Genomic DNA, 18,703 nt, shown 5'->3' on the forward strand with positions numbered 1-18,703 from the left:
GAGACCCTGGTCGAGGCCGAGCTGTTCGGCACCGCCCCCGGAGCCTTCACCGGCGCCGAACGCAAGGCGCGCATCGGCAAGTTCGAGGTGGCCAATGGCGGCACCCTGTTTCTCGACGAGATCGGCGACCTGCCGCTGCCGCTGCAGGCCAAGCTGCTGCGCGTGCTGCAGGAGCAGGAGGTGGAGCCGCTCGGCTCCAACCAGGTCAAGCCGCTCAACGTGCGGGTGATCGCCGCGACCCATATCGACCTGGAAGCCAAGGTGGCGGCCGGGCAGTTTCGCGACGATTTCTACTACCGCCTCAACGTCCTAGCCCTGCGCGTGCCGCCGCTGCGCGAGCGCGCCGGCGACATTCCCGCGCTGATCGAACACCTGCTCGATGACCTGGCCAACCGCTCCGGCCTGGCGCCGCTGGAGCTGAGCGACGACGCCCTGGCCCTGCTCTGCGCCCAGCCCTGGCGCGGCAACGTGCGCGAGCTGCGCAACCTGCTGGAACGGGCGCAGTTGGCGGCCGACGGCCGGCTGGATGGCGCGGCCTTGCGCGCCCTGCTGGTCGATCCGGTGGCGCCGAGTGCGCAGCCTCCCGTCGCCCCCGTGGTGACGGTCGGTGCGCGGACGCTGGCCGAACAACTGGCGCAGGCCGAACGCCAGGCCCTGCAGGCGGCGCTGGACGCCACCGGCGGCAACCGCCAGCAGGCCGCCGAACGCCTGGGCATTTCCCGCGCCGGCTTCTACGCCAAGCTGGCGCAGCATGGGCTGGGGCGCCGGGGCTAATTCTGCTCATTTGTAGGAGCGGCTGGGCGGCATTCCGCTTCAGCCGCTAATTCCGCACGCAATAGTCGCGGCTAAAGCCCCTCCCACAGAAGGTGTTGCCGGCCACGGTCACGTAGCCCGGATGAAATCCGGGAATCAGACACCCCCAAAAGCCCCGGATTAGATCCGGGCTACGACTCGGGCGTAGGGTGGATCACGCTTTATCGATCCACCATTGGCTACACCGCTAAACGCAACGGTGGAAATGAACAGCGATTTCCATCCTACAGCACCCCCAGAAATCCAGATATCTGGACAACCTCCGATCTTTCAACTCCATAAATCTGGACAAAATCCAGAAAAATGGACACCACCTCGTACCTCTCCTGCTTTCCCGCGCTCGGTCTGAAAGCCTGAAACCCCCTGGCCATAGGCCCTCCCGCCCTATCGACCAAAGTCGTAACACCCTCTGGCACGACTCTGGCTCTATATCCGGCAAGGGCGCGCTGCCGCATCCGCGTCTTCTCGATAAACGGCCCAGAGCCGCTAGAACAACAACAAAAGGAACCACCCATGGGTACCCTAGGTATTCTGATTTCCCTCGCGCTGCTGATGTACCTCGCCTACCGCGGCATCAACGTGCTGATCCTCGCTCCGCTGCTGGCCCTGCTGGCGTTGCTGTTCGCCGGCGACATCGGCCTGCTGCTGCCCACCTACACCCAGGTGTTCATGAAGGCCATGGGCGGCTACGTGATCCAGTTCTTCCCGCTGTTCCTGCTCGGCGCTTTGTTCGGCAAGTTGATGGACGACTCGGGCTCGGCGCGCGCCATCGCCCACGGCATAGTCGCGAAAGTGGGCAGCGAGCGCGCCATCCTGGCCATAGTGCTGGCCTGCGGCATCCTCACCTACGGCGGCGTGTCGCTGTTCGTGGTGGCCTTCGCCGTGTACCCGATCGGCGCCGCGCTGTTTCGCGAGGCGGGCATTCCCAAGCGCCTGATCCCCGGCGCCATCGCCCTCGGCTCGTTCACCTTCACCATGACCGCGCTGCCCGGCACCCCGGCGATCCAGAACGCCATCCCCAACCCCTTCTTCGGCACCGACGCCTTCGCCGCGCCGGGCCTGGGCGTCATCGCCGGGCTGATCATGTTCGGCCTCGGCACCTGGTGGCTCACCGCCCAGTCGCGCAAGCTGATGGCCGCCGGCGAAGGCTACGGCGAACACCGCGACGACCCGGTTGCCGAGGACAAGCGCGACATTCCCGGCTTCTGGCTGGCGCTGCTGCCGATCTTCGTGGTGATCGCGCTGAACTTCCTGATGGCCAAGCAGATTCTGCCTAGCCTCGACACCAGCTACCTGGCCAAGCCGGAATTCGGCGGCCTGCAGGATGCCAAGTCGCTGATCGGCATCTGGTCGATCATCGTCGCCCTCGGCGCCGCCATCCTGCTGCTGATCGCCCTGCATTGGCGGCGCTGGATGGACCTGAAACAGAGCGTCAACGACGGCGCCTTCGGCTCCATGCTGCCGATCCTCAACACCGCCGCCGAGGTGGGGTACGGCACGGTGATCGCCTCGCTGGCCGGTTTCGTCGTCATCCGCGACCTGGTGCTGGGCGTCTCCAGCAACCCGCTGATCTCCGAGGCGGTGGCGGTGAACATCCTCGCCGGCATCACCGGCTCGGCCTCCGGCGGCATGTCCATCGCCCTGAAGACCCTCGGCGAGCAGTACCTGACCATGGCCAACGCCGCCGGCATCAGCCCCGAGCTGCTGCACCGCGTCGCCGCCATGGCCTCGGGCTGCATGGACACATTGCCGCACAACGGCGCGGTGATCTCGCTGCTGGCGATCTGCAAGCTCACCCACCGCGAGTCGTACAAATTTATCTTCGTCAACACCGTGGCCTTCCCGCTGGTGGCGCTGGCGGTGGTGATCACCCTGGGCACCCTTTTCGGTAGTTTCTAAGGTTCGTTGCATGAGCAAGATCATAAGTGCCGCCGAAGCCGTGGCGCGCATCCCGGACAACGCCAACCTGGCCACCGGCGGCTTCGTCGGCATCGGCTTCGCCGAGCAGATCGCCATCGCCCTGGAGCGGCGTTTTCTCGCCGAACGGGCGCCGCGCGACCTGACCCTGGTGTACGCCGCCGGCCAGGGCGACGGCAAGGGCCGCGGCCTCAATCACCTGGCCCACGAGGGCCTGGTGCGGCGGGTGATCGGCGGTCACTGGGGCCTGGTGCCGGGGCTGCAGAAGCTGGCGGTGGACAACCGCATCGAGGCCTACAACCTGCCGCAGGGGGTGATCTCCCAGCTGTTTCGCGATATCGCCGCCGGCAAGCCGGGGCAGCTGTCGCGGGTCGGCCTGGGCACCTACGTCGACCCGCGCCACGGCGGCGGCAAGCTCAATGCGCGCACCACCGCCGAGCTGGTGCGGCTGATGCCCATCGACGGCGAGGATTACCTGTTCTATCCGACCGTTGCCATCGACGTGGCGGTGGTGCGCGCCACCAGTGCCGACCCCGACGGCAACCTCAGCTTCGAGCGCGAGGCGCTGACCATCGAGAGCCTGGCCATCGCCATGGCCGCGCGCAACTCGGGCGGCCTGGTGATCGCCCAGGTCGAGCGCCTGGTCGAGCGCGGCTCGCTGAATGCGCGCGAGGTGAAGATCCCCGGCATCCTGGTGGACTGCGTGGTGCAGGCCGAGCCGGCCAATCACCAGCAGACCTTCGCCACCGCCTACAACCCGGCCTTCGCCGCCGAGACCCGGGTGCCGGTGGACAGCCTGGCGCCGCTGCCGCTGGACGTGCGCAAGCTGATCGCCCGCCGCGCCGCGCTGGAGCTCAAGGGCGGTGCGGTGGTCAACCTCGGCATCGGCATGCCCGAGGGCGTCGCCGCGGTGGCCGCCGAAGAAGGCGTGATCGAGCGCCTGACCCTGACCGCCGAGCCTGGGGTGATCGGCGGCGTACCGGCCTCGGGGCTGGATTTCGGCGCGGCGAGCAACCACAGCGCCCTCCTCGACCAGCCCTACCAGTTCGACTTCTACGACGGCGGCGGCCTGGATATCGCCTTCCTCGGTCTGGCCCAGGCCGATGCGGCGGGCAACCTCAACGTGTCCAAGTTCGGCAGTCGCCTTGCGGGGGCTGGCGGCTTTATCAACATCAGCCAGAACGCCAAGCAGGTGGTGTTCGTCGGCACCTTCAGCGCCGGCGCGCAGGACATCCGCATCGAGGACGGCCGGCTGCGCATCGTCGAGGACGGCGCGCTGCGCAAGTTCGTCGCCGACGTGGAGCACCGCACCTTCGCCGGCCGCCTGGCCGCCGAACGCGGCCAGCCGGTGCTCTACGTCACCGAGCGCTGCGTGTTCCGCTTGAGCCTGGACGGCCTGGAGCTGATCGAGGTGGCGCCGGGGGTGGATATCCAGCGCGACATCCTCGCCCGCATGGACTTCGCGCCCATCGTGCGCGAGCCGAAGTTGATGGACGCGCGGCTGTTTCGCCCAGAGCCCATCGGCCTGGCGCAGTGCCTGCAAAACCTTTGAGCGAAAACGCGGGCCCGCCCTTGGGCCCGCGATTTTTTGTTCTGCCGTGGGCATCGCGCATCCGGTTGCCGGCGTTGCAAATGGCGCACCCTGCGCTGACCCAAACCGAATGCCGACGCTGGAAACAAACAGCGATTTCCGTCCTACACGCCGTAGGGTGCGCCGTGCGCACCATCGACCGCCAATGTCCTGGTGCGCACGGCGCACCCTACATGTCTGGCGGCATACAGGCAGACCATCTCCATCGCCACGGTGGCGCCGGCCAGGGCGGTGATCTCGGCGTGGTCGTAGGGCGGCGAGACTTCCACCACGTCCATGCCCACCAGGTTGATGCCGCGCAGGCCACGGAGGATCTCCAGGGCCTGGTGGGTGCTCAGGCCGCCGCATACCGGGGTGCCGGTGCCGGGGGCGAAGGCCGGGTCGAGGCAGTCGATATCGAAGGTCAGGTACACCGGGTGGCCGCCGACCCGGGCGCGGATCAGTTCGGCGATCTGCTGCGGGCCGCGGCGATGCACCTCGGGCGCGTCCAGCACCTGGAAGCCCAGGGTGTCGTCGTTGGTGGTGCGCAGGCCGATCTGCACCGAGCGCGCCGGATCGACCAGGCCCTGGCGGGCGGCGTGGTAGAACATGGTGCCGTGGCTGACGCCCTGCTCGCTGGCGTCGCTGTCCGGCCAGGTGTCGCTGTGCGCATCGAAGTGCACCAGCGACAGCGCACCGTATTGACGCGCATGGGCCTTGAGCAGCGGGTAGCTGATGAAATGATCGCCGCCCAGGGTCAGCAGGCCGCAACCGGCTGAAACGATCCGCTCGGCATGCGCCTCGATGGCGGCCGGAATTGTGTGCGGCAGGGCGTGATCGAAGTTGCAGTCGCCGTAGTCGATCACCGCCAGCCGGTCGAAGGGGTCGAACTCCCAGGGGTAGTGGCGCTCCCAGGCGCTGGTCACCGAGGCGGCGCGGATCGCCCGCGGGCCGAAGCGGGTGCCGGGCCGGTTGGTGGTGGCGGTGTCGAAGGGCACGCCGCTGACCACCAGATCCACGCCACTGAGGTCGCGCGAGTAGCGCCGGCGCATAAAGCTGGTGACGCCGGCGTAGGTCGGCTCCGAGTAGGTGCCGTAGAGGCTGTCGCGGGTGATCGCCAGGTCGTTGCCTTGGAATGCTTCCATTGCCTTGTCCTCAATACTGACTGCGAAAGGTGGTCCAGATACGGGTGCGCTCGCGCTGCTGACGCAGCGGCATCAGCTGCTCGCTGAACAGCCGCGCGCGGACCTCGGCCGGCGGGTAGATATCCGGATCGCCGGCGATGGCCTCGTCCACCAGCGCGGTGGCGGCCTGGTTGGCGTTGGCGAAGAACACGATGTTGGTCAGCTCGGCAATCGACTCGGGGCGCAGCATATGGTCGATAAAGGCATGGGCGGCCTGCGGGTGCGGCGCGTCGGCGGGGATGGCCATGGTGTCGAACCAGATCAGCGTGCCTTCGACCGGCACGCGGTACTCCACGCTGAACGGCTGGCCGGCCTCGCGGGCGTTGTCGGCGGCCATAAAGGCGTCGCCGTTGTAGGTCAGCGCCAGGCAGATCTCGCCCTTGGCCAGGTCGTCGATATGCCGGCCGCTGCCGACGTAGCGCAGGCTCGGCTGCAGGCCGGCGAGCAGTTGCTGCGCCGCGGCCAGGTCGCCACGATCGCTGCTGTAGGGGTCCTTGCCCAGGTAGTGCAGGGCGATGCTGATCACCTCCTGGGGCGAGTCGATCACGGCGATGCCGCAGTCCTTGAGCCGGCTGGCGTATTCGGGCTTGAACAGCAGGTCCAGGCTGTTGCTCGGCACCCCTGGCAGGCGCTGCGCCAGCGCCTCCTTGTTGTAGCCCAGGCCGACGGTGCCCCAGGTGTAGGGCACGCCGTACTGGTTGCCGGGGTCGGCCGCGGCCAGCTTGGCCAGCAGCTCGCCGTCCAGGTTGCCCAGGTTGCTCAGCCGGCTGCGCTCGACCGGCTGCACGGCGCCGGCCTGGATCGCCCGGGCCAGGCCGCTGGAGGCGGGAAAAACGACGTCGTAGCCGCTGCCGCCGGTGAGCAGCTTGCTGTCCAGGGCCTCGGCGCTGTCGAAGATGTCGTACTTGACGCGGATGCCGGTCTCGTCCTTGAAGCGCTGCAGCGCCTGCGCGGGGATATAGGCCGACCAGCTGTAGAGATTCAGGGCCTTGTCTTCGGCCTGCACGGCGAAGGCGCTGCACAGCAGCAGGGGGAGGATGAGCTGGCGCATCGGGAATGGCCTCTTGGTGGTGATGGGCTTGGGGTCATCCTGCGCCGGGCATTGCTTCGAATAAATACGAAGTGATCTACTCTGGCATCGACGACTATCGATGTGTGGAGTGAGCATGCTTAGCCAATTGCGCGACCTCGACCTGCAGCTGCTGCGCCTGTTCGTCACCGTGGTGGAGAGCGGTGGCTTCAGCGCGGCGCAGGGCGAGCTGGGCATCGGCCAGTCGACCATCAGCACGCAGATGGCCAAGCTGGAGACGCGCCTGGGCTTTCGCCTGTGCGAACGGGGCAAGGCCGGCTTTCGCCTGACGGCCAAGGGCGAGCAGGTGCTGGCCGCCACGCGCAAGCTGTTCGGCGCCATCGAGACCTTCAAGGGCGAGGCCCAGGGCATGGCCGACAAGCTGCTCGGCGAGCTGCGCATCGGCCTCTCCGAGGCGCTCTCGGACCAGGTGCTGGAACGCCTCGGCGAGGCCATCGGGCGTTTCCGCCGGCGCAACCAGGCGGTGCAGATCGAGCTGCTCAGCGCCATGCCCGCCGAGCTGGAGCGGCGCCTGCTGCAGGACCAGCTGCAACTGGCCATCGGCTATTTCTCCGGCAGCCAGACGGCGCTGGACTACCGGCCGCTGTTCGCCGAGCGCCAGCGCCTGTACTGCGGGCGGCAGCACCCGCTGTTCGCGCGCGCGACGGTCGCGGCCAGCGACCTGGAGGACGGCGACCAGGTGCTGCACCCCTACCGCTTCGGCGCCGCCGGCGAGCCCTGGCAGTCCAGCGTCAGCAGCGCGCGCTGCGAACAGGTCGAGGGCAGCCTGGCCTTCGTCCTGTCCGGCGCCCACCTGGGTTACCTGCCCGAGCATATCGCCGCGCCCTGGGTGGCGCGCGGCCAGCTGCGCGGCTTGCCGGACCGCTGGGATTTCACCGTGCAGTTCCGCCTGGCCAGCCACCGCGGCCATAACCCCGGCGAGGCGCAATCGGCCTTCGCCGAGGACCTGCTGGCGGCCTTCGCCCAGCGCTGAAACATCCCGGGTCTATAGTGGAAACTCCTTCCCCACCGCGCCCACAGGAGTTCCCATGAGCAAGACCTACCACGTCGCCGTGCTGGTCGGCAGCCTGCGCAAGGCCTCGATCAACCGCAAGCTGGCGCTGGCCCTGGCCCAGCTGGCGCCGCCCTCGCTGAAGCTGGAGATAGTCGAGATCGGCGACCTGCCGCTGTACAACGAGGACATCGACCAGGGCAGCCCGCCCGAGGCCTACGTAGCCTTTCGCGCCAAGCTCAAGGGCGCCGACGCGCTGCTGTTCGTCACCCCGGAGTACAACCGCTCGATGCCCGGGGCGCTGAAGAACGCCATCGACGTCGGCTCGCGGCCCTACGGCCAGAGCGCCTTCAGCGGCAAGCCCGGCGCCGTGCTGAGCGCCTCGCCGGGGGCCATCGGCGGCTTCGGCGCCAACCATGCGCTGCGCCAGTGCATGGTGTTTCTCGACGTCTACATGATGCAGCAGCCGGAGGCCTACCTCGGCGGCGCCGGCAGCTTCTTCGAGGAGGCCGGCATGCTCGGCGACGGCATCAGGCCCTTCCTGCAGAAATTCATCGACGCCTATGCCGCCTGGGTGGCGCAGCACGCCTGACACCGAGGCGGGCGGCAGGGACTAGGCTTGAGGAAAGTGCCACGAGGCTCGGCCATGCTCACCACGCCGCTCGACGAAGGCTTCTGGCAGGACGCCGGGGCGGACAAGCAGCACGCCGCACTGCGCGACGCCCTCGAGCAGCGCGCACGCGGCGGCCAGCCAATGCTCGGCTTCCAGCTGAAGAAGGCCGAGCTGGCCGGCATCGATCTGGTCAACCATGGCAGCCGCGCCGGCTTCGTCCTGCGCGATGCCGACCTGTACCGCGCCGACCTGCAGCATGCCCATCTGTTCGCCCTCGACCTGCGCGGCAGCTCGCTGATGAAGGCCGACCTGCGCCAGGCCAACCTGCACTGCGTCGACCTGCGCGACTGCAACCTGCTGGGCGTGCGCCTGGAGGGCGCGCGACTGGACAACGTGGTGTGGGATCGCCAGCTGCTGCAGGAGCGGGTGGCGCGCGAGCTGCTGCGCCGCGGCGACGCCAGCGCGGCGCAGCAGCAGTTTCAGGAGGCCGAGGAAACCTATCGCAACCTGCGCCTGCACCTGGAGCAGGCCGGGCTGTTCGAGCAGGCCGGCTACTTCTTCCACCGCGAGATGCTCATGCGCCGCCTGCAGATGCCGCGCTTCTCCACGCGGCGCCTGCTGTCCTGGCTGGTCGACCTGTTCTGCGGCTACGGCGAGAAACCGCTCAACGTGGTGCTGTTCTCCCTCGGCCTGATCGGCGTCTGCGGCCTGCTGTACTTCCTCACCGGGGTCAACCAGGGCGGCCAGACCCTGGGCCTGCGCTTCGACCGCAGCCTGCTGGGCAACCTGCAGGACCTGCTCGCCTGCCTGTACTACAGCGTGGTCACCTTCACCACCCTGGGCTACGGCGACATCACGCCCGGCGGCCTGGCGCGGCTGATCGCCGCCGTCGAAGCCTTCGTCGGCAGCTTCACCATGGCCCTGTTCGTGGTGGTGTTCGTGAAGAAGATGACCCGCTAGCCCGGCGCATATGCCGCCAAGCGCGTCCGGAATGTCGCTTGCCGCTCTAGACCGACCGGTCTACATAATCTCCCCATGAACAAGACCACCCGCGACAAGCTGATCGACGCCATGATCGACGCCCTGCAGCGCAAGGGCCTGCACGGCGTCGGCCTGAGCGAACTGCTGGCCGACGCCGGCGCGCCCAAGGGCAGCCTCTACCACCACTTCCCCGGCGGCAAGAGCGAGTTGGCGGTGGCGGCCATCGAACGTATCGGCCAGCGCGCCGAGCAGGCCTTCGCCACCCTGTTCGAACACCAGCCCGAGCCGCTCGACGCCCTCGCCGCCTGGCTGCACGGCGCCCTCGGCCAGTTGCAGGGCAGCGCCTTCGAGCGCGGCTGTCCGCTGGCCACGGTGGCGCTGGAAAGCGGCCCCGAGGACGGCGAGATCCGCGCCGCCCTGGCCACGGCCTTCGCCGCCATTCGCGAGGCCCTGAGCCGCCAGCTGCAGCGCCACGGCTACCCCCAGGCGCCCGGCCTCGCCGCGCTGTTCGTCGCCCTCTACGAAGGCGGCCTGCTGCAGGCCCGCGTCGCCGGCAGCGCCGAGCCGCTGCGCCAGGCCGCCGACGCCCTGATCCACCTGACCCGCCAGCAACGAGTGCCACTGCCATGAACCACGACCGCCCGACCATCCTCAGCGAAGCCGTAGCACTGGCGGCCCACGACGGCTACCCGCTGACCGCCACCCTCTACCACGCGCCGCAGCCCCGCGCGCAGTTGCTGATCGCCGGCGCCACCGGGGTGCCGCAGGGCTTCTACCGGCGCTTCGCCGAACACGCCGCCAGTCGCGGTTTCAGCACCCTGACCCTGGACTACCGCGGCGTCGGCCAGTCCAAGCCGGCCAGCCTGCGCGGCTTCGACATGGATTATCTGGACTGGGCCCACCTCGACCTGGCCGCCGCGGTGGAGCAGCATCGCCACGGCGAACGGCCGCTGTTCATGGTCGGCCACTCCTTCGGCGGGCATGCCTTCGGCCTGTTGCCCAACCACGCCGAGGTCGCCGGCTTCTACACCTTCGGCACCGGCGCCGGCTGGCACGGCTGGATGCCCAGGGCCGAACAAGTGCGGGTGCTGGCCATGTGGCGGCTGATCGGCCCGCTGCTGACGCGCTACAAGGGCTACCTGGCCTGGAGCAAGCTGGGCATGGGCGAGGATCTGCCGCTGGGCGTGTACCGCCAGTGGAAGCGCTGGTGCCGCTACCCGCGCTACTTCTTCGACGACCCGCAGATGCCGGGGCTGGCCGAACGCTTCGCCCGGGTCGCCACGCCCATGGTGGCGCTCAACACCCTGGACGACCTGTGGGCGCCGCCCGCCTCGCGCGATGCCTTTATGGCCGCCTACGTGAACGCGCCCTACCAGGCGCGCACCCTCGATTCGCAGGCCGAGGGCCTGGGCAATATTGGTCATATGGGCTACTTCCGCCCCGCCGCCCAGCGCCTGTGGGACGAGACGCTGGATTGGTTCGAGCAATTGCGCGTCGAGCGCCAGGCGGCCTGATCTCGTAGGGTGCGCTGCGCGCACCAGCGTGGCGGGCGGAGCATTGGTGCGCACGGCGCACCCTAGGGCGGCTTAGGCGGGAAATCCGGAAAGGTCGGGCGAACGCCCAAAAAAGAAAACCCCGCGTTTGCGGGGCCTTGCAGACTGTAGTCCTGACATCCTTGATCTGCTCACCGTCCTGGCGGCTGTCCAGTGTGTCCCTGTTCGTCGATGCGCTTCCTGCGCTGAATCCGTAAGCAGAAGAGTACCCCCGTGCCGAATCGCCCGACAGTGGCGATAAGCGGCAGCCTGTGTAAGCCATGGCTTACAGGCGACCAACCAAGCATTCGCTCGGGTTTATTTTGTGACGTGCGTCTTGCTAGACTCCGGCTTGTCCTACAAAAACAACAGACCCCGTCAACGGCGGTCATTGGGGTTCGATCATGCGCGCAGTCACCCTGTTTCTCGGTTGCCTGGCTACCGCTTTTGGCACGTCCGTCCAGGCCTCTGGCCAGACCCAGCTGGGCGATCCCAAGCAGGCCATCGCACAGGCCTTCTGGCAGGATCTCTACGGCGCCGGCGGCACCACGCTGTATTGCGCCAAGCCCTTCGACGGCGAGAGCGGCACCGTCACCGCCAGCCCGATCTACAGCAGCAAGCAGCTCAAGAGCGCGCTGCGCTGCGTCACCGACCGCCAGTGCAGCATCATGAATCCGCGCTATCCCTATATCGCCGCGGACCTGCACAACCACTACCCGGCGCTGACCCGCGTCGAGCTGGCGCGGCGCAACGCCCAGTTCGCCGACCTGGCCGACGACGTGCCGAGCAAGTTCGCCGACATCGGCTGCGACCTGAAGACCAGCTTCCAACTGGTGGAACCGCGCGACGAAGCCAAGGGCAATATCGCCCGGGCGATCTTCTATATGCACCTCGAGTACGACCTGCCCATCGTCGGCCTGGTGCCGATGTACAAGGCCTGGCACCGGCTCGATCCGCCGGATGCCGAGGAGAAGGCGCGCAACGACAAGATCGAGGCGCTGCAGGGCACCCGCAACCGCTTTATCGACGATCCGTCATTGGTGGATCAGCTGATCGCCGACTGACCCCGCTCGGTGGGAGGGGCTTAAGCCGCGACAGGACGGCCCCCGGATCGCCGGCAAGCCGGCGCCTAGGGATGTGCGCAAAGCCTAACCCCTGCGCTTATGCAGCGAGCGCAGCTTGTAGCGCTCGCCGGGATGGATCAGCCGCGCGTAGCTGACCAGGTGATCCTCCGACCAGGTGCGGCGGATCACGCTGAGGCAGGGCATGGCCGCATCGATCTGCAGCAGCTCGGCGGTGCGCGCATCCACCAGCACCGCCTCGACCACGTGCTCGATGTCCGAGATCGGGCAGCTGGCCACCAGCACCTCGTTGGGCGTGTGCTGGCTGAAGTCGCTGTCCAGGTAATGCGGCACCCAGCGCGGGTTGACGAAGCGATCCTCGAGCTGGATCGGCAGGCCGTCCTGCAGGTGCACCAGGATGCTGTGAAACACCTCCGCGCCCAGACGCAGGCCGAGACGCAGGGCCACCTCGTCGTCGGCGGCGATGGCCTCGCAGCGCACCACCCGGTTGCCGTAGACATGGCCACGGCCGCGCACCTCGGCGGCGATGTTCATCACCTCATGCAGCGGCGACTCGGCCTTGCGGTCGGTGACGAAGGTGCCGAGCCCGGCCTGGCGCACCAGGTAGCCCTGCTGCACCAGGTTCTGGATCGCCTTGTTGGCGGTCATCCGGCTGACGGCGAAGTCGCGCGCCAGCTGCTCCTCCGGCGGGATCTGGTGGTTGACCGGATAGGCGCCGTCGCGGATACGCTCGAGGAGGAAATCCTCGATGGCCTTGTAGCGCGGGGTGGGACTGGTCACTTGACGTCCTTGCTGCTGAGCGGGATGGGGGGATGATAGCGCCCGGCACCGACGAGCGGCAGGGCATGGCCGCAGATATGCGTGCGCCAAGCGCCCCCCGCGCCGCTACAGGATCATGGCGGCCAGCCAGCCGGCTGCGATCAGCGGCAGATTGAAGTGCAGGAAGGTGGGCACCACGGTGTCCCAGATATGGTCGTGCTGGCCATCGGCGTTGAGTCCGGCGGTTGGCCCGAGGGTGGAGTCGGAAGCCGGCGAGCCGGCATCGCCCAGGGCGGCGGCAGTGCCTACCAGCGCGACGATGGCCAGCGGCGAGAAGCCGAAGCTCAGCCCCAGCGGTACGTAGATGGCGGCGATGATCGGCACCGTGGAAAAGGACGAGCCGATGCCCATGGTGATCAACAGCCCCACCAGCAGCATGATCAGGGCGGCCAGACCGCGGTTGTCGCCGATCAGTTCGACCGAGCCGCTGACCAGGGCGGGCAGTTCGCCGGTGGCTTTCATCACCGCGGCGAAACCGGCGGCGGCGATCATGATGAAGCCGACCAGGGCCATCAGGCGCATGCCCTGGGTGAACACATCGTCCTGCTCGCCCCAGCGAATCACGCCGCTGATCGAGATCACCGCGAAGCCGAGCAGGCCGCCGAACACCATGGATCCGCTCCACAGCTGCACGCCGAGTGCCAGCAACAGGGCCAGGGCGATCAGGCCGACCTGCCGGGTGCCGAGCGGAGCGCCGCCGGCATCCTGGTGTTCGTTGGCCACCGTCAGCTCCCGATAGCCCCGCTTGCGCCGGTAGCTGCAGGCCGCGATCAGCAGCCCCACGACCATGCCCAAGGCGGGAATCAGCATGGCCTGGGGGGCCATCTCGCGACTCACCAGCAGGCCGCCCTCGGCGCCGGCCTGGTTGATGTTGCCGATCAGGATGTCGTTGAGAAAGATGGTGCCGAAACCAATCGGCAGCGACATGTAGGTAACGGTGATGGCAAAGGTGATGGCGCAGGCGGTCAGCCGGCGGTCCAGCTGCAGGCGGTTCATCAGGTGCAGCAGCGGCGGCACCAGGATCGGAATAAAGGCGATATGCACCGGGATGATGGTCTCGGCGGCGAAGCCGGCGAGGATCAGGCTGGCCAGCATGCCCCATTTCACCAGCGCCAGCTCGCCGCGCTGGTGCTGGCTGCGCCCCAGGCGCCCGACGACCCGCGCCGACAAGCGCTGGGCGATGCCGGTACGCGACAGCGCCACGGCGAAGGCCCCCAGGGTGGCATAGGCCATCGCCACGCCCGCACCACCGCCGAGGCCATCATTGAAGGCCTCGATGACCGCCTCGATCGGCATTCCCGCCGTCAGCCCGCCGACCACAGCCGCCACCACCAGGGCGAACACCACCGACACCCGCAACAGCGACAAGCTGACCATGACCAGCACCGCCAATACGATCGAATTCATTGCGACTCCTCTTATTGTTGTTTTTTGCGACATGAACGCCCCCATGGCCCGCGCCGAAACGCGGGCCAGGAGGATGCAGCGGGCAATCGTCAGTGCAACGAGGGCAGCATCCCGGCCGGCAGTAAAGGCGTCAGCACCCGTTCGGCCAGCAGGTCGTTCGCCGCGGCGATATCCGGGGCGAAGAAGCGGTCCTCGACGTAATACGGCACCTTGGCGCGCAGCGCCTGACGTGCCTGTTCCAGCGCAGGGGTGCTCTTCAGCCCTTCACGGAAGTCCAGGCCCTGGCAGGCACCCAGCCATTCCACGGCCAGTACGCCACGGGTGTTAGCGGCCATGTCCCACAGGCGCTTGCCGGCAGCCGGGGCCATGGAGACGTGATCTTCCTGGTTGGCCGAAGTCGGCAGGCTATCGACACTGTGCGGATGCGCCAGCGCCTTGTTCTCGCTGGCCAATGCTGCCGCCGTCACCTGGGCGATCATAAAGCCGGAGTTGACCCCGCCGTTGGCCACCAGGAACGGCGGCAGTTGCGACATGTGCTTGTCCATCATCAGCGAGATACGGCGTTCGCTGAGAGAGCCAATTTCCGCAATCGCCAGGGCGATATTGTCGGCGGCCATGGCCACCGGCTCGGCGTGGAAGTTGCCACCGGAAATCACCTCGCCTTCGGCGGCGAACACCAGCGGGTTGTCCGACACGGCGTTGGCCTCGACGCCGAGCACTTCGCCGGCCTGACGCAGCTGGGTCAGGCAGGCGCCCATGACCTGCGGCTGGCAGCGCAGCGAGTAGGGGTCCTGCACCTTGTCGCAGGCGGCATGGGAACGGCCGATCTCGCTGCTGTCGCCGAGCAGGTGGCGGAAGGCGGCCGCCGCGTCGATCTGCCCGCGCTGGCCACGGGCGGCATGGATGCGCGCATCGAAGGGCGAGCGCGAACCCAGCAGCGCCTCGACGCTGAGCGCGCCGCAGACGCTGGCTGCGGCGTACAAATCTTCAGCTTCGAACAGCCCGCGCAGGGCGTAGGCGGTGGACACCTGGGTGCCGTTGAGCAAGGCCAGGCCCTCCTTGGCCGCCAGGCACATCGGCTCCAGCCCGGCGATGGCCAGCGCCTCGCTGGCCGGCAGCCACTGGCCCTTATGCCGCGCCTGACTTTCGCCGAGCAGCACCAGCGACATGTGCGCCAGCGGCGCCAGGTCGCCGGAAGCACCCACCGAGCCTTTCAGCGGAATGTGCGGATAGACCTCGGCATTGACCAGGGCGACTAACGCGTCGATCACCTTGCGGCGGATGCCGGAAAAACCGCGCGCCAGGCTGTTGATCTTCAGCAGCATGATCAGCCGCACCATGGCATCGCTCAGCGGCTCGCCGATGCCGGCGGCGTGGGACAGCACCAGCGAGCGCTGCAGTTTTTCCAGGTCGGCGTTGGCGATGCGGGTCGAGGCCAGCAGGCCGAAACCGGTGTTGATGCCGTAGGCGGTGCGGCCCTCGGCGATGATCTGGTTGACGCAGGCAACACTGGCGTCGATGGCCTGATGGGCGCTGGCGTCCAGGATCAGGTGCACGGGGGCCTGGTAGGCGGCGCGCAGGTCGGCCAGGGTCAGGTGGCCGGGTTTCAAGTTCAGGGTGTTCATGGAATCTCTTTCCTCAGCCGATCATCGGCAGGTTCAGGCCCTGCTCGCGGGCACAATCGATGGCGATCTGGTAGCCGGCATCGGCGTGACGCATCACCCCGGTGCCCGGGTCGTTGGTCAGCACGCGGGCGATACGCGCGGCGGCTTCGTCGGTGCCGTCGCAGACGATGACCATGCCCGAATGCTGGGAGAAGCCCATGCCCACGCCGCCGCCATGGTGCAGCGAGACCCAGGTGGCGCCGCTGGCGGTGTTGAGCAGGGCGTTGAGCAGCGGCCAGTCGGACACGGCGTCGGAGCCATCCTGCATCGCCTCGGTCTCGCGGTTGGGGCTGGATACCGAGCCGCTGTCCAGGTGGTCGCGGCCGATCACGATAGGTGCCGACAATTCACCCGAGCGCACCATCTCGTTAAAGGCCAGGCCGAGCTTGGCGCGCAGGCCCAGGCCGACCCAGCAGATACGCGCCGGCAGGCCCTGGAACGAGATACGTTCCCTGGCCATATCCAGCCAGCGGTGCAGGTGGGCGTCGTCCGGGATCAGTTCCTTGACCTTGGCGTCGGTCTTGTAGATGTCCTCGGGGTTGCCGGACAGCGCCGCCCAGCGGAACGGACCGATACCGCGGCAGAACAGCGGACGGATATAGGCCGGGACGAAGCCGGGGAAGTCGAAGGCGTTGGCCACGCCCTCCTCTTTTGCCATCTGGCGGATGTTGTTGCCGTAGTCGAAGGTCGGTACACCCTGCTTCTGGAAGTCGAGCATGGCCTGCACATGCACGGCCATCGACTGCTTGGCGGCCTTGACCACGCCAGCCGGATCGGTGGCTGCACGGTCCTTGTATTCGGCCCAGGTCCAGCCGATCGGCAGATAGCCGTTGAGCGGGTCGTGGGCGCTGGTCTGGTCGGTGACCATATCCGGGCGTACGCCACGGCGTACCAGCTCCGGCAGGATTTCGGCGGCGTTGCCCAGCAGGGCGATGGAGATGGCCTTGCCTTCAGAGGTGTACTTGGCGATTCGCGCCAGGGCGTCGTCCAGATCAGTGGCCTGCTCGTCGACGTAGCGGCTGCGCAGGCGGAAGTCGATGCTGCTCTGCTGGCATTCGATGTTCAGCGAGCAGGCGCCGGCCAGGGTGGCGGCCAGCGGCTGGGCGCCGCCCATGCCGCCCAAGCCTGCGGTCAGCACCCAGCGGCCCTTGAGGTCGCCGGCGTAGTGCTGGCGACCGGCCTCGACGAAGGTCTCGTAGGTGCCCTGGACGATGCCCTGGCTGCCGATATAGATCCAGCTGCCGGCGGTCATCTGCCCGTACATGGCCAGGCCCTTGGCATCCAGCTCGTTGAAGTGCTCCCAGCTGGCCCAGTGCGGCACCAGGTTGGAGTTGGCGATCAGCACGCGCGGGGCGTTGCTGTGGGTCTTGAACACGCCGACCGGCTTGCCGGACTGCACCAGCAGGGTCTCGTCATCGTTCAGATTGGTCAGGCTCTCGACGATCTTGTCGTAGCACTCCCAGTTGCGCGCGGCGCGGCCGATGCCGCCGTACACCACCAGCTCCTTGGGGTTCTCGGCCACCTCGGGGTCGAGGTTGTTCATCAGCATGCGCAGCGGCGCCTCGGTCAGCCAGCTCTTGGAGGTGAGCGTGTTGCCGCGTGGGGCGCGGATTTCGATATCGCGGAACTTGGTCATGTTGCGGGCTCCTGTGGGAACGGGTCAGTGGTGGGCGGTCAGAGCCAGCCCAGAAATTGTGCGAGGTAGGCCAGGGGGATGGCCAGCAGTAGGCTGAGCAGGGTGCGCTGCAGCCAGATCAGCAGCAGGTGGCCCAGGCTCAGCGGAATCCGCGTGGCCAGCACGCAGGGAATCGAGGCAGAGAGAAACAGCACGCTGCTGACCGAAACGATGGCGGTGACGAACTTCACCGGCACGTCGGCGTCCTTGAGCAGCATCGCCGGCAGGAACATTTCCGCCAGCCCGGCGGAGATGGCGCGGGCCACCTGCATCGGCTCATCCAGGCCGAACAGCCAGGTCAGCGGGTAGAGCAGCACGCCGAGCGCATCGAACAGCGGCGTGTACTTGGCCGCGAGCAGCCCGAGCAGGCCGACGGCGAGAATGCTCGGCAGGATCGCCGCGGTCATGCGCAGGCCGTCGAAGAAGGTTTCACGCAGCGCCGACCACAGCGACGGTGCAGTGCCGGCCTGCTCCAGCCCGGCGCGCCAGGCGCTGCCCAGGCGGCTTTCACCAGGTTGCAGCTGCGCCTCGGGCTTGGACTCGGAGGGCAGGCGCGACAGCGGGTAGATACGCGCGCTGATCGCGGTGACGCTGAAGGTCACCGCCATGGCGCCCCAGAAATACAGGTTCCACTGGCCCATCAGGCCCAGGGTCTTGGCGATGATCACCATGAACGGCGCCGACACGGTGGAGAAGCCGGTGGCGATGATCGCCGCCTCGCGCACGCTGTAGTGCCCTTGCTGGTACATGCGGTCGGTGATCAGCAGGCCCACCGAGTAGCTGCCGACGAAGGACGCCACGGCGTCGATGGCCGACTTGCCCGGCGTGCGCCAGATCGGTCGCATCACCGGCTGCATCAGTACGCCGATCAGTTCCAGCAGGCCGAAGCCGATCAGAAACACCAGCGCCAGCGAGCCCAGCGGCACGATCAGCGCCAGGCTGAGCACCAGTTTCTCGAACAGAAACGGCAGCATGTCCGGCTGATACAGCGCCTGCGGGCCGAGTTGCAGCAGGTAGGCGGCGCCGATCAGCAGGCCGAACACCTTGAGCACGCTGAACACGCTGTGGGTCAGGCTGCGCCGCCAGCTGCCGTCGAGCCAGGGCGCCAGCGCGCCGTAGAGCATGAACAGCAGCGCCACGCCGATCACCAGCGGCCGCGCGTGCAGCTGCAGGACGCTGGCCGCGTGATCGAGGAGGATGGTCGAACGCCCGCCGATCTCGAACGGCACGAAGAACAGCAGCAGGCCGATCAGGCTGTAACCGAGCAGGCGCGCCAGGGCCCGCGAGCGCGACACGCCGGCGCTCAACGGCAGGGACTCAGACATGGCGCGGCTCCTGGCCGCGGCGGCGGGCGGTGGTGAACAT

Annotated in this window: 16 protein-coding genes; 9 read left to right on the forward strand and 7 right to left on the reverse strand. The window is 67.9% G+C overall.

Going from position 1 to position 18,703, the window contains the following annotated elements:
• From ACIGKL_RS24425 to ACIGKL_RS24435, 3 genes are all read left to right on the forward strand, one after another.
• Nucleotides 1–774, forward strand: a 774-nt coding sequence (locus ACIGKL_RS24425) for a sigma 54-interacting transcriptional regulator (RefSeq protein ID WP_397488933.1), incomplete at its 5' end; no start/stop codon positions are given.
• Between the two features lie 552 nt (nucleotides 775–1,326).
• Nucleotides 1,327–2,712 carry a GntP family permease gene (locus tag ACIGKL_RS24430; RefSeq protein ID WP_397488934.1) on the forward strand — a complete coding sequence of 462 codons (1,386 nt, stop codon included), beginning with the start codon at nucleotides 1,327–1,329 and terminating at the stop codon, nucleotides 2,710–2,712.
• Between the two features lie 10 nt (nucleotides 2,713–2,722).
• Complete coding sequence (locus tag ACIGKL_RS24435; protein ID WP_397488935.1) at nucleotides 2,723–4,282, forward strand: acyl CoA:acetate/3-ketoacid CoA transferase; 1,560 nt, start codon at nucleotides 2,723–2,725, stop codon at nucleotides 4,280–4,282.
• Between the two features lie 143 nt (nucleotides 4,283–4,425).
• Here ACIGKL_RS24435 and speB read toward each other — a convergent pair whose 3' ends face one another.
• Both speB and ACIGKL_RS24445 read right to left on the reverse strand, forming a co-directional pair.
• On the reverse strand, nucleotides 4,426–5,445 hold the full coding sequence (gene speB, locus ACIGKL_RS24440; protein ID WP_397488936.1) for an agmatinase: 1,020 nt from the start codon (nucleotides 5,443–5,445) through the stop codon (nucleotides 4,426–4,428).
• Nucleotides 5,446–5,455: 10 nt separating this feature from the next.
• The gene (locus ACIGKL_RS24445; RefSeq protein WP_397488937.1) at nucleotides 5,456–6,535 is read right to left on the reverse strand and encodes a polyamine ABC transporter substrate-binding protein; all 1,080 of its coding nucleotides are present in this window, start codon (nucleotides 6,533–6,535) and stop codon (nucleotides 5,456–5,458) included.
• Nucleotides 6,536–6,650: 115 nt separating this feature from the next.
• On the opposite strand from ACIGKL_RS24445, the gene ACIGKL_RS24450 reads away from it, so the two are divergent.
• From ACIGKL_RS24450 to ACIGKL_RS24475, 6 genes are all read left to right on the forward strand, one after another.
• A complete protein-coding gene (locus ACIGKL_RS24450) occupies nucleotides 6,651–7,547 on the forward strand; it encodes a LysR family transcriptional regulator (protein ID WP_397488938.1) in 897 nt (298 codons plus the stop codon).
• A 55-nt stretch (nucleotides 7,548–7,602) separates the two neighbouring features.
• Entirely contained in the window at nucleotides 7,603–8,157 is a 555-nt protein-coding gene (locus tag ACIGKL_RS24455; RefSeq protein WP_021442511.1) for an NADPH-dependent FMN reductase, read from the forward strand.
• A 54-nt stretch (nucleotides 8,158–8,211) separates the two neighbouring features.
• On the forward strand, nucleotides 8,212–9,138 hold the full coding sequence (locus tag ACIGKL_RS24460; RefSeq protein WP_397488939.1) for an ion channel: 927 nt from the start codon (nucleotides 8,212–8,214) through the stop codon (nucleotides 9,136–9,138).
• A 75-nt stretch (nucleotides 9,139–9,213) separates the two neighbouring features.
• Complete coding sequence (locus tag ACIGKL_RS24465; RefSeq protein ID WP_397488940.1) at nucleotides 9,214–9,789, forward strand: TetR/AcrR family transcriptional regulator; 576 nt, start codon at nucleotides 9,214–9,216, stop codon at nucleotides 9,787–9,789.
• Nucleotides 9,786–10,673, forward strand: a complete 888-nt coding sequence (locus ACIGKL_RS24470; protein WP_397488941.1) for an alpha/beta fold hydrolase — start codon at nucleotides 9,786–9,788, stop codon at nucleotides 10,671–10,673. The genes ACIGKL_RS24465 and ACIGKL_RS24470 overlap by 4 nt, the downstream gene beginning before the upstream one ends.
• A gap of 422 nt (nucleotides 10,674–11,095) precedes the next feature.
• On the forward strand, nucleotides 11,096–11,755 hold the full coding sequence (locus ACIGKL_RS24475; RefSeq protein ID WP_397488942.1) for an endonuclease: 660 nt from the start codon (nucleotides 11,096–11,098) through the stop codon (nucleotides 11,753–11,755).
• Nucleotides 11,756–11,839: 84 nt separating this feature from the next.
• Here ACIGKL_RS24475 and hutC read toward each other — a convergent pair whose 3' ends face one another.
• The 5 genes from hutC to ACIGKL_RS24500 form a co-directional block, all read right to left on the reverse strand.
• A complete protein-coding gene (gene hutC / locus ACIGKL_RS24480; RefSeq protein WP_397488943.1) occupies nucleotides 11,840–12,553 on the reverse strand; it encodes a histidine utilization repressor in 714 nt (237 codons plus the stop codon).
• Nucleotides 12,554–12,658: 105 nt separating this feature from the next.
• The gene (locus ACIGKL_RS24485) at nucleotides 12,659–13,999 is read right to left on the reverse strand and encodes a Na+/H+ antiporter family protein (RefSeq protein ID WP_397488944.1); all 1,341 of its coding nucleotides are present in this window, start codon (nucleotides 13,997–13,999) and stop codon (nucleotides 12,659–12,661) included.
• An 89-nt stretch (nucleotides 14,000–14,088) separates the two neighbouring features.
• The gene (hutH, locus tag ACIGKL_RS24490; protein ID WP_397488945.1) at nucleotides 14,089–15,624 is read right to left on the reverse strand and encodes a histidine ammonia-lyase; all 1,536 of its coding nucleotides are present in this window, start codon (nucleotides 15,622–15,624) and stop codon (nucleotides 14,089–14,091) included.
• Nucleotides 15,625–15,637: 13 nt separating this feature from the next.
• Nucleotides 15,638–17,299: a urocanate hydratase gene (hutU, locus tag ACIGKL_RS24495; RefSeq protein WP_397488946.1), complete on the reverse strand. Its 1,662-nt coding sequence runs from the start codon at nucleotides 17,297–17,299 to the stop codon at nucleotides 15,638–15,640.
• Nucleotides 17,300–17,337: 38 nt separating this feature from the next.
• Nucleotides 17,338–18,663, reverse strand: a complete 1,326-nt coding sequence (locus tag ACIGKL_RS24500; protein ID WP_397488947.1) for a YjiH family protein — start codon at nucleotides 18,661–18,663, stop codon at nucleotides 17,338–17,340.
• Nucleotides 18,664–18,703 lie beyond the last annotated feature (40 nt).

It is taken from the genome of Pseudomonas sp. NPDC077186 (assembly GCF_044543505.1).
Lineage (GTDB): Bacteria > Pseudomonadota > Gammaproteobacteria > Pseudomonadales > Pseudomonadaceae > Aquipseudomonas.

What these genes read in the sequence shown, in the direction of transcription:
- ACIGKL_RS24465 (WP_397488940.1), top strand. Translation starts at nt 9,214, where the DNA reads ATGAACAAGACCACCCGCGACAAGCTGATCGACGCCATGATCGACGCC.
- ACIGKL_RS24450 (WP_397488938.1), top strand. Translation starts at nt 6,651, where the DNA reads ATGCTTAGCCAATTGCGCGACCTCGACCTGCAGCTGCTGCGCCTGTTC.
- ACIGKL_RS24430 (WP_397488934.1), top strand. Translation starts at nt 1,327, where the DNA reads ATGGGTACCCTAGGTATTCTGATTTCCCTCGCGCTGCTGATGTACCTC.
- hutH (WP_397488945.1), bottom strand. Translation starts at nt 15,624, where the DNA reads ATGAACACCCTGAACTTGAAACCCGGCCACCTGACCCTGGCCGACCTG.
- ACIGKL_RS24455 (WP_021442511.1), top strand. Translation starts at nt 7,603, where the DNA reads ATGAGCAAGACCTACCACGTCGCCGTGCTGGTCGGCAGCCTGCGCAAG.
- hutU (WP_397488946.1), bottom strand. Translation starts at nt 17,299, where the DNA reads ATGACCAAGTTCCGCGATATCGAAATCCGCGCCCCACGCGGCAACACG.
- ACIGKL_RS24470 (WP_397488941.1), top strand. Translation starts at nt 9,786, where the DNA reads ATGAACCACGACCGCCCGACCATCCTCAGCGAAGCCGTAGCACTGGCG.
- ACIGKL_RS24435 (WP_397488935.1), top strand. Translation starts at nt 2,723, where the DNA reads ATGAGCAAGATCATAAGTGCCGCCGAAGCCGTGGCGCGCATCCCGGAC.
- ACIGKL_RS24485 (WP_397488944.1), bottom strand. Translation starts at nt 13,999, where the DNA reads ATGAATTCGATCGTATTGGCGGTGCTGGTCATGGTCAGCTTGTCGCTG.
- ACIGKL_RS24475 (WP_397488942.1), top strand. Translation starts at nt 11,096, where the DNA reads ATGCGCGCAGTCACCCTGTTTCTCGGTTGCCTGGCTACCGCTTTTGGC.
- ACIGKL_RS24445 (WP_397488937.1), bottom strand. Translation starts at nt 6,535, where the DNA reads ATGCGCCAGCTCATCCTCCCCCTGCTGCTGTGCAGCGCCTTCGCCGTG.
- ACIGKL_RS24460 (WP_397488939.1), top strand. Translation starts at nt 8,212, where the DNA reads ATGCTCACCACGCCGCTCGACGAAGGCTTCTGGCAGGACGCCGGGGCG.
- speB (WP_397488936.1), bottom strand. Translation starts at nt 5,445, where the DNA reads ATGGAAGCATTCCAAGGCAACGACCTGGCGATCACCCGCGACAGCCTC.
- ACIGKL_RS24500 (WP_397488947.1), bottom strand. Translation starts at nt 18,663, where the DNA reads ATGTCTGAGTCCCTGCCGTTGAGCGCCGGCGTGTCGCGCTCGCGGGCC.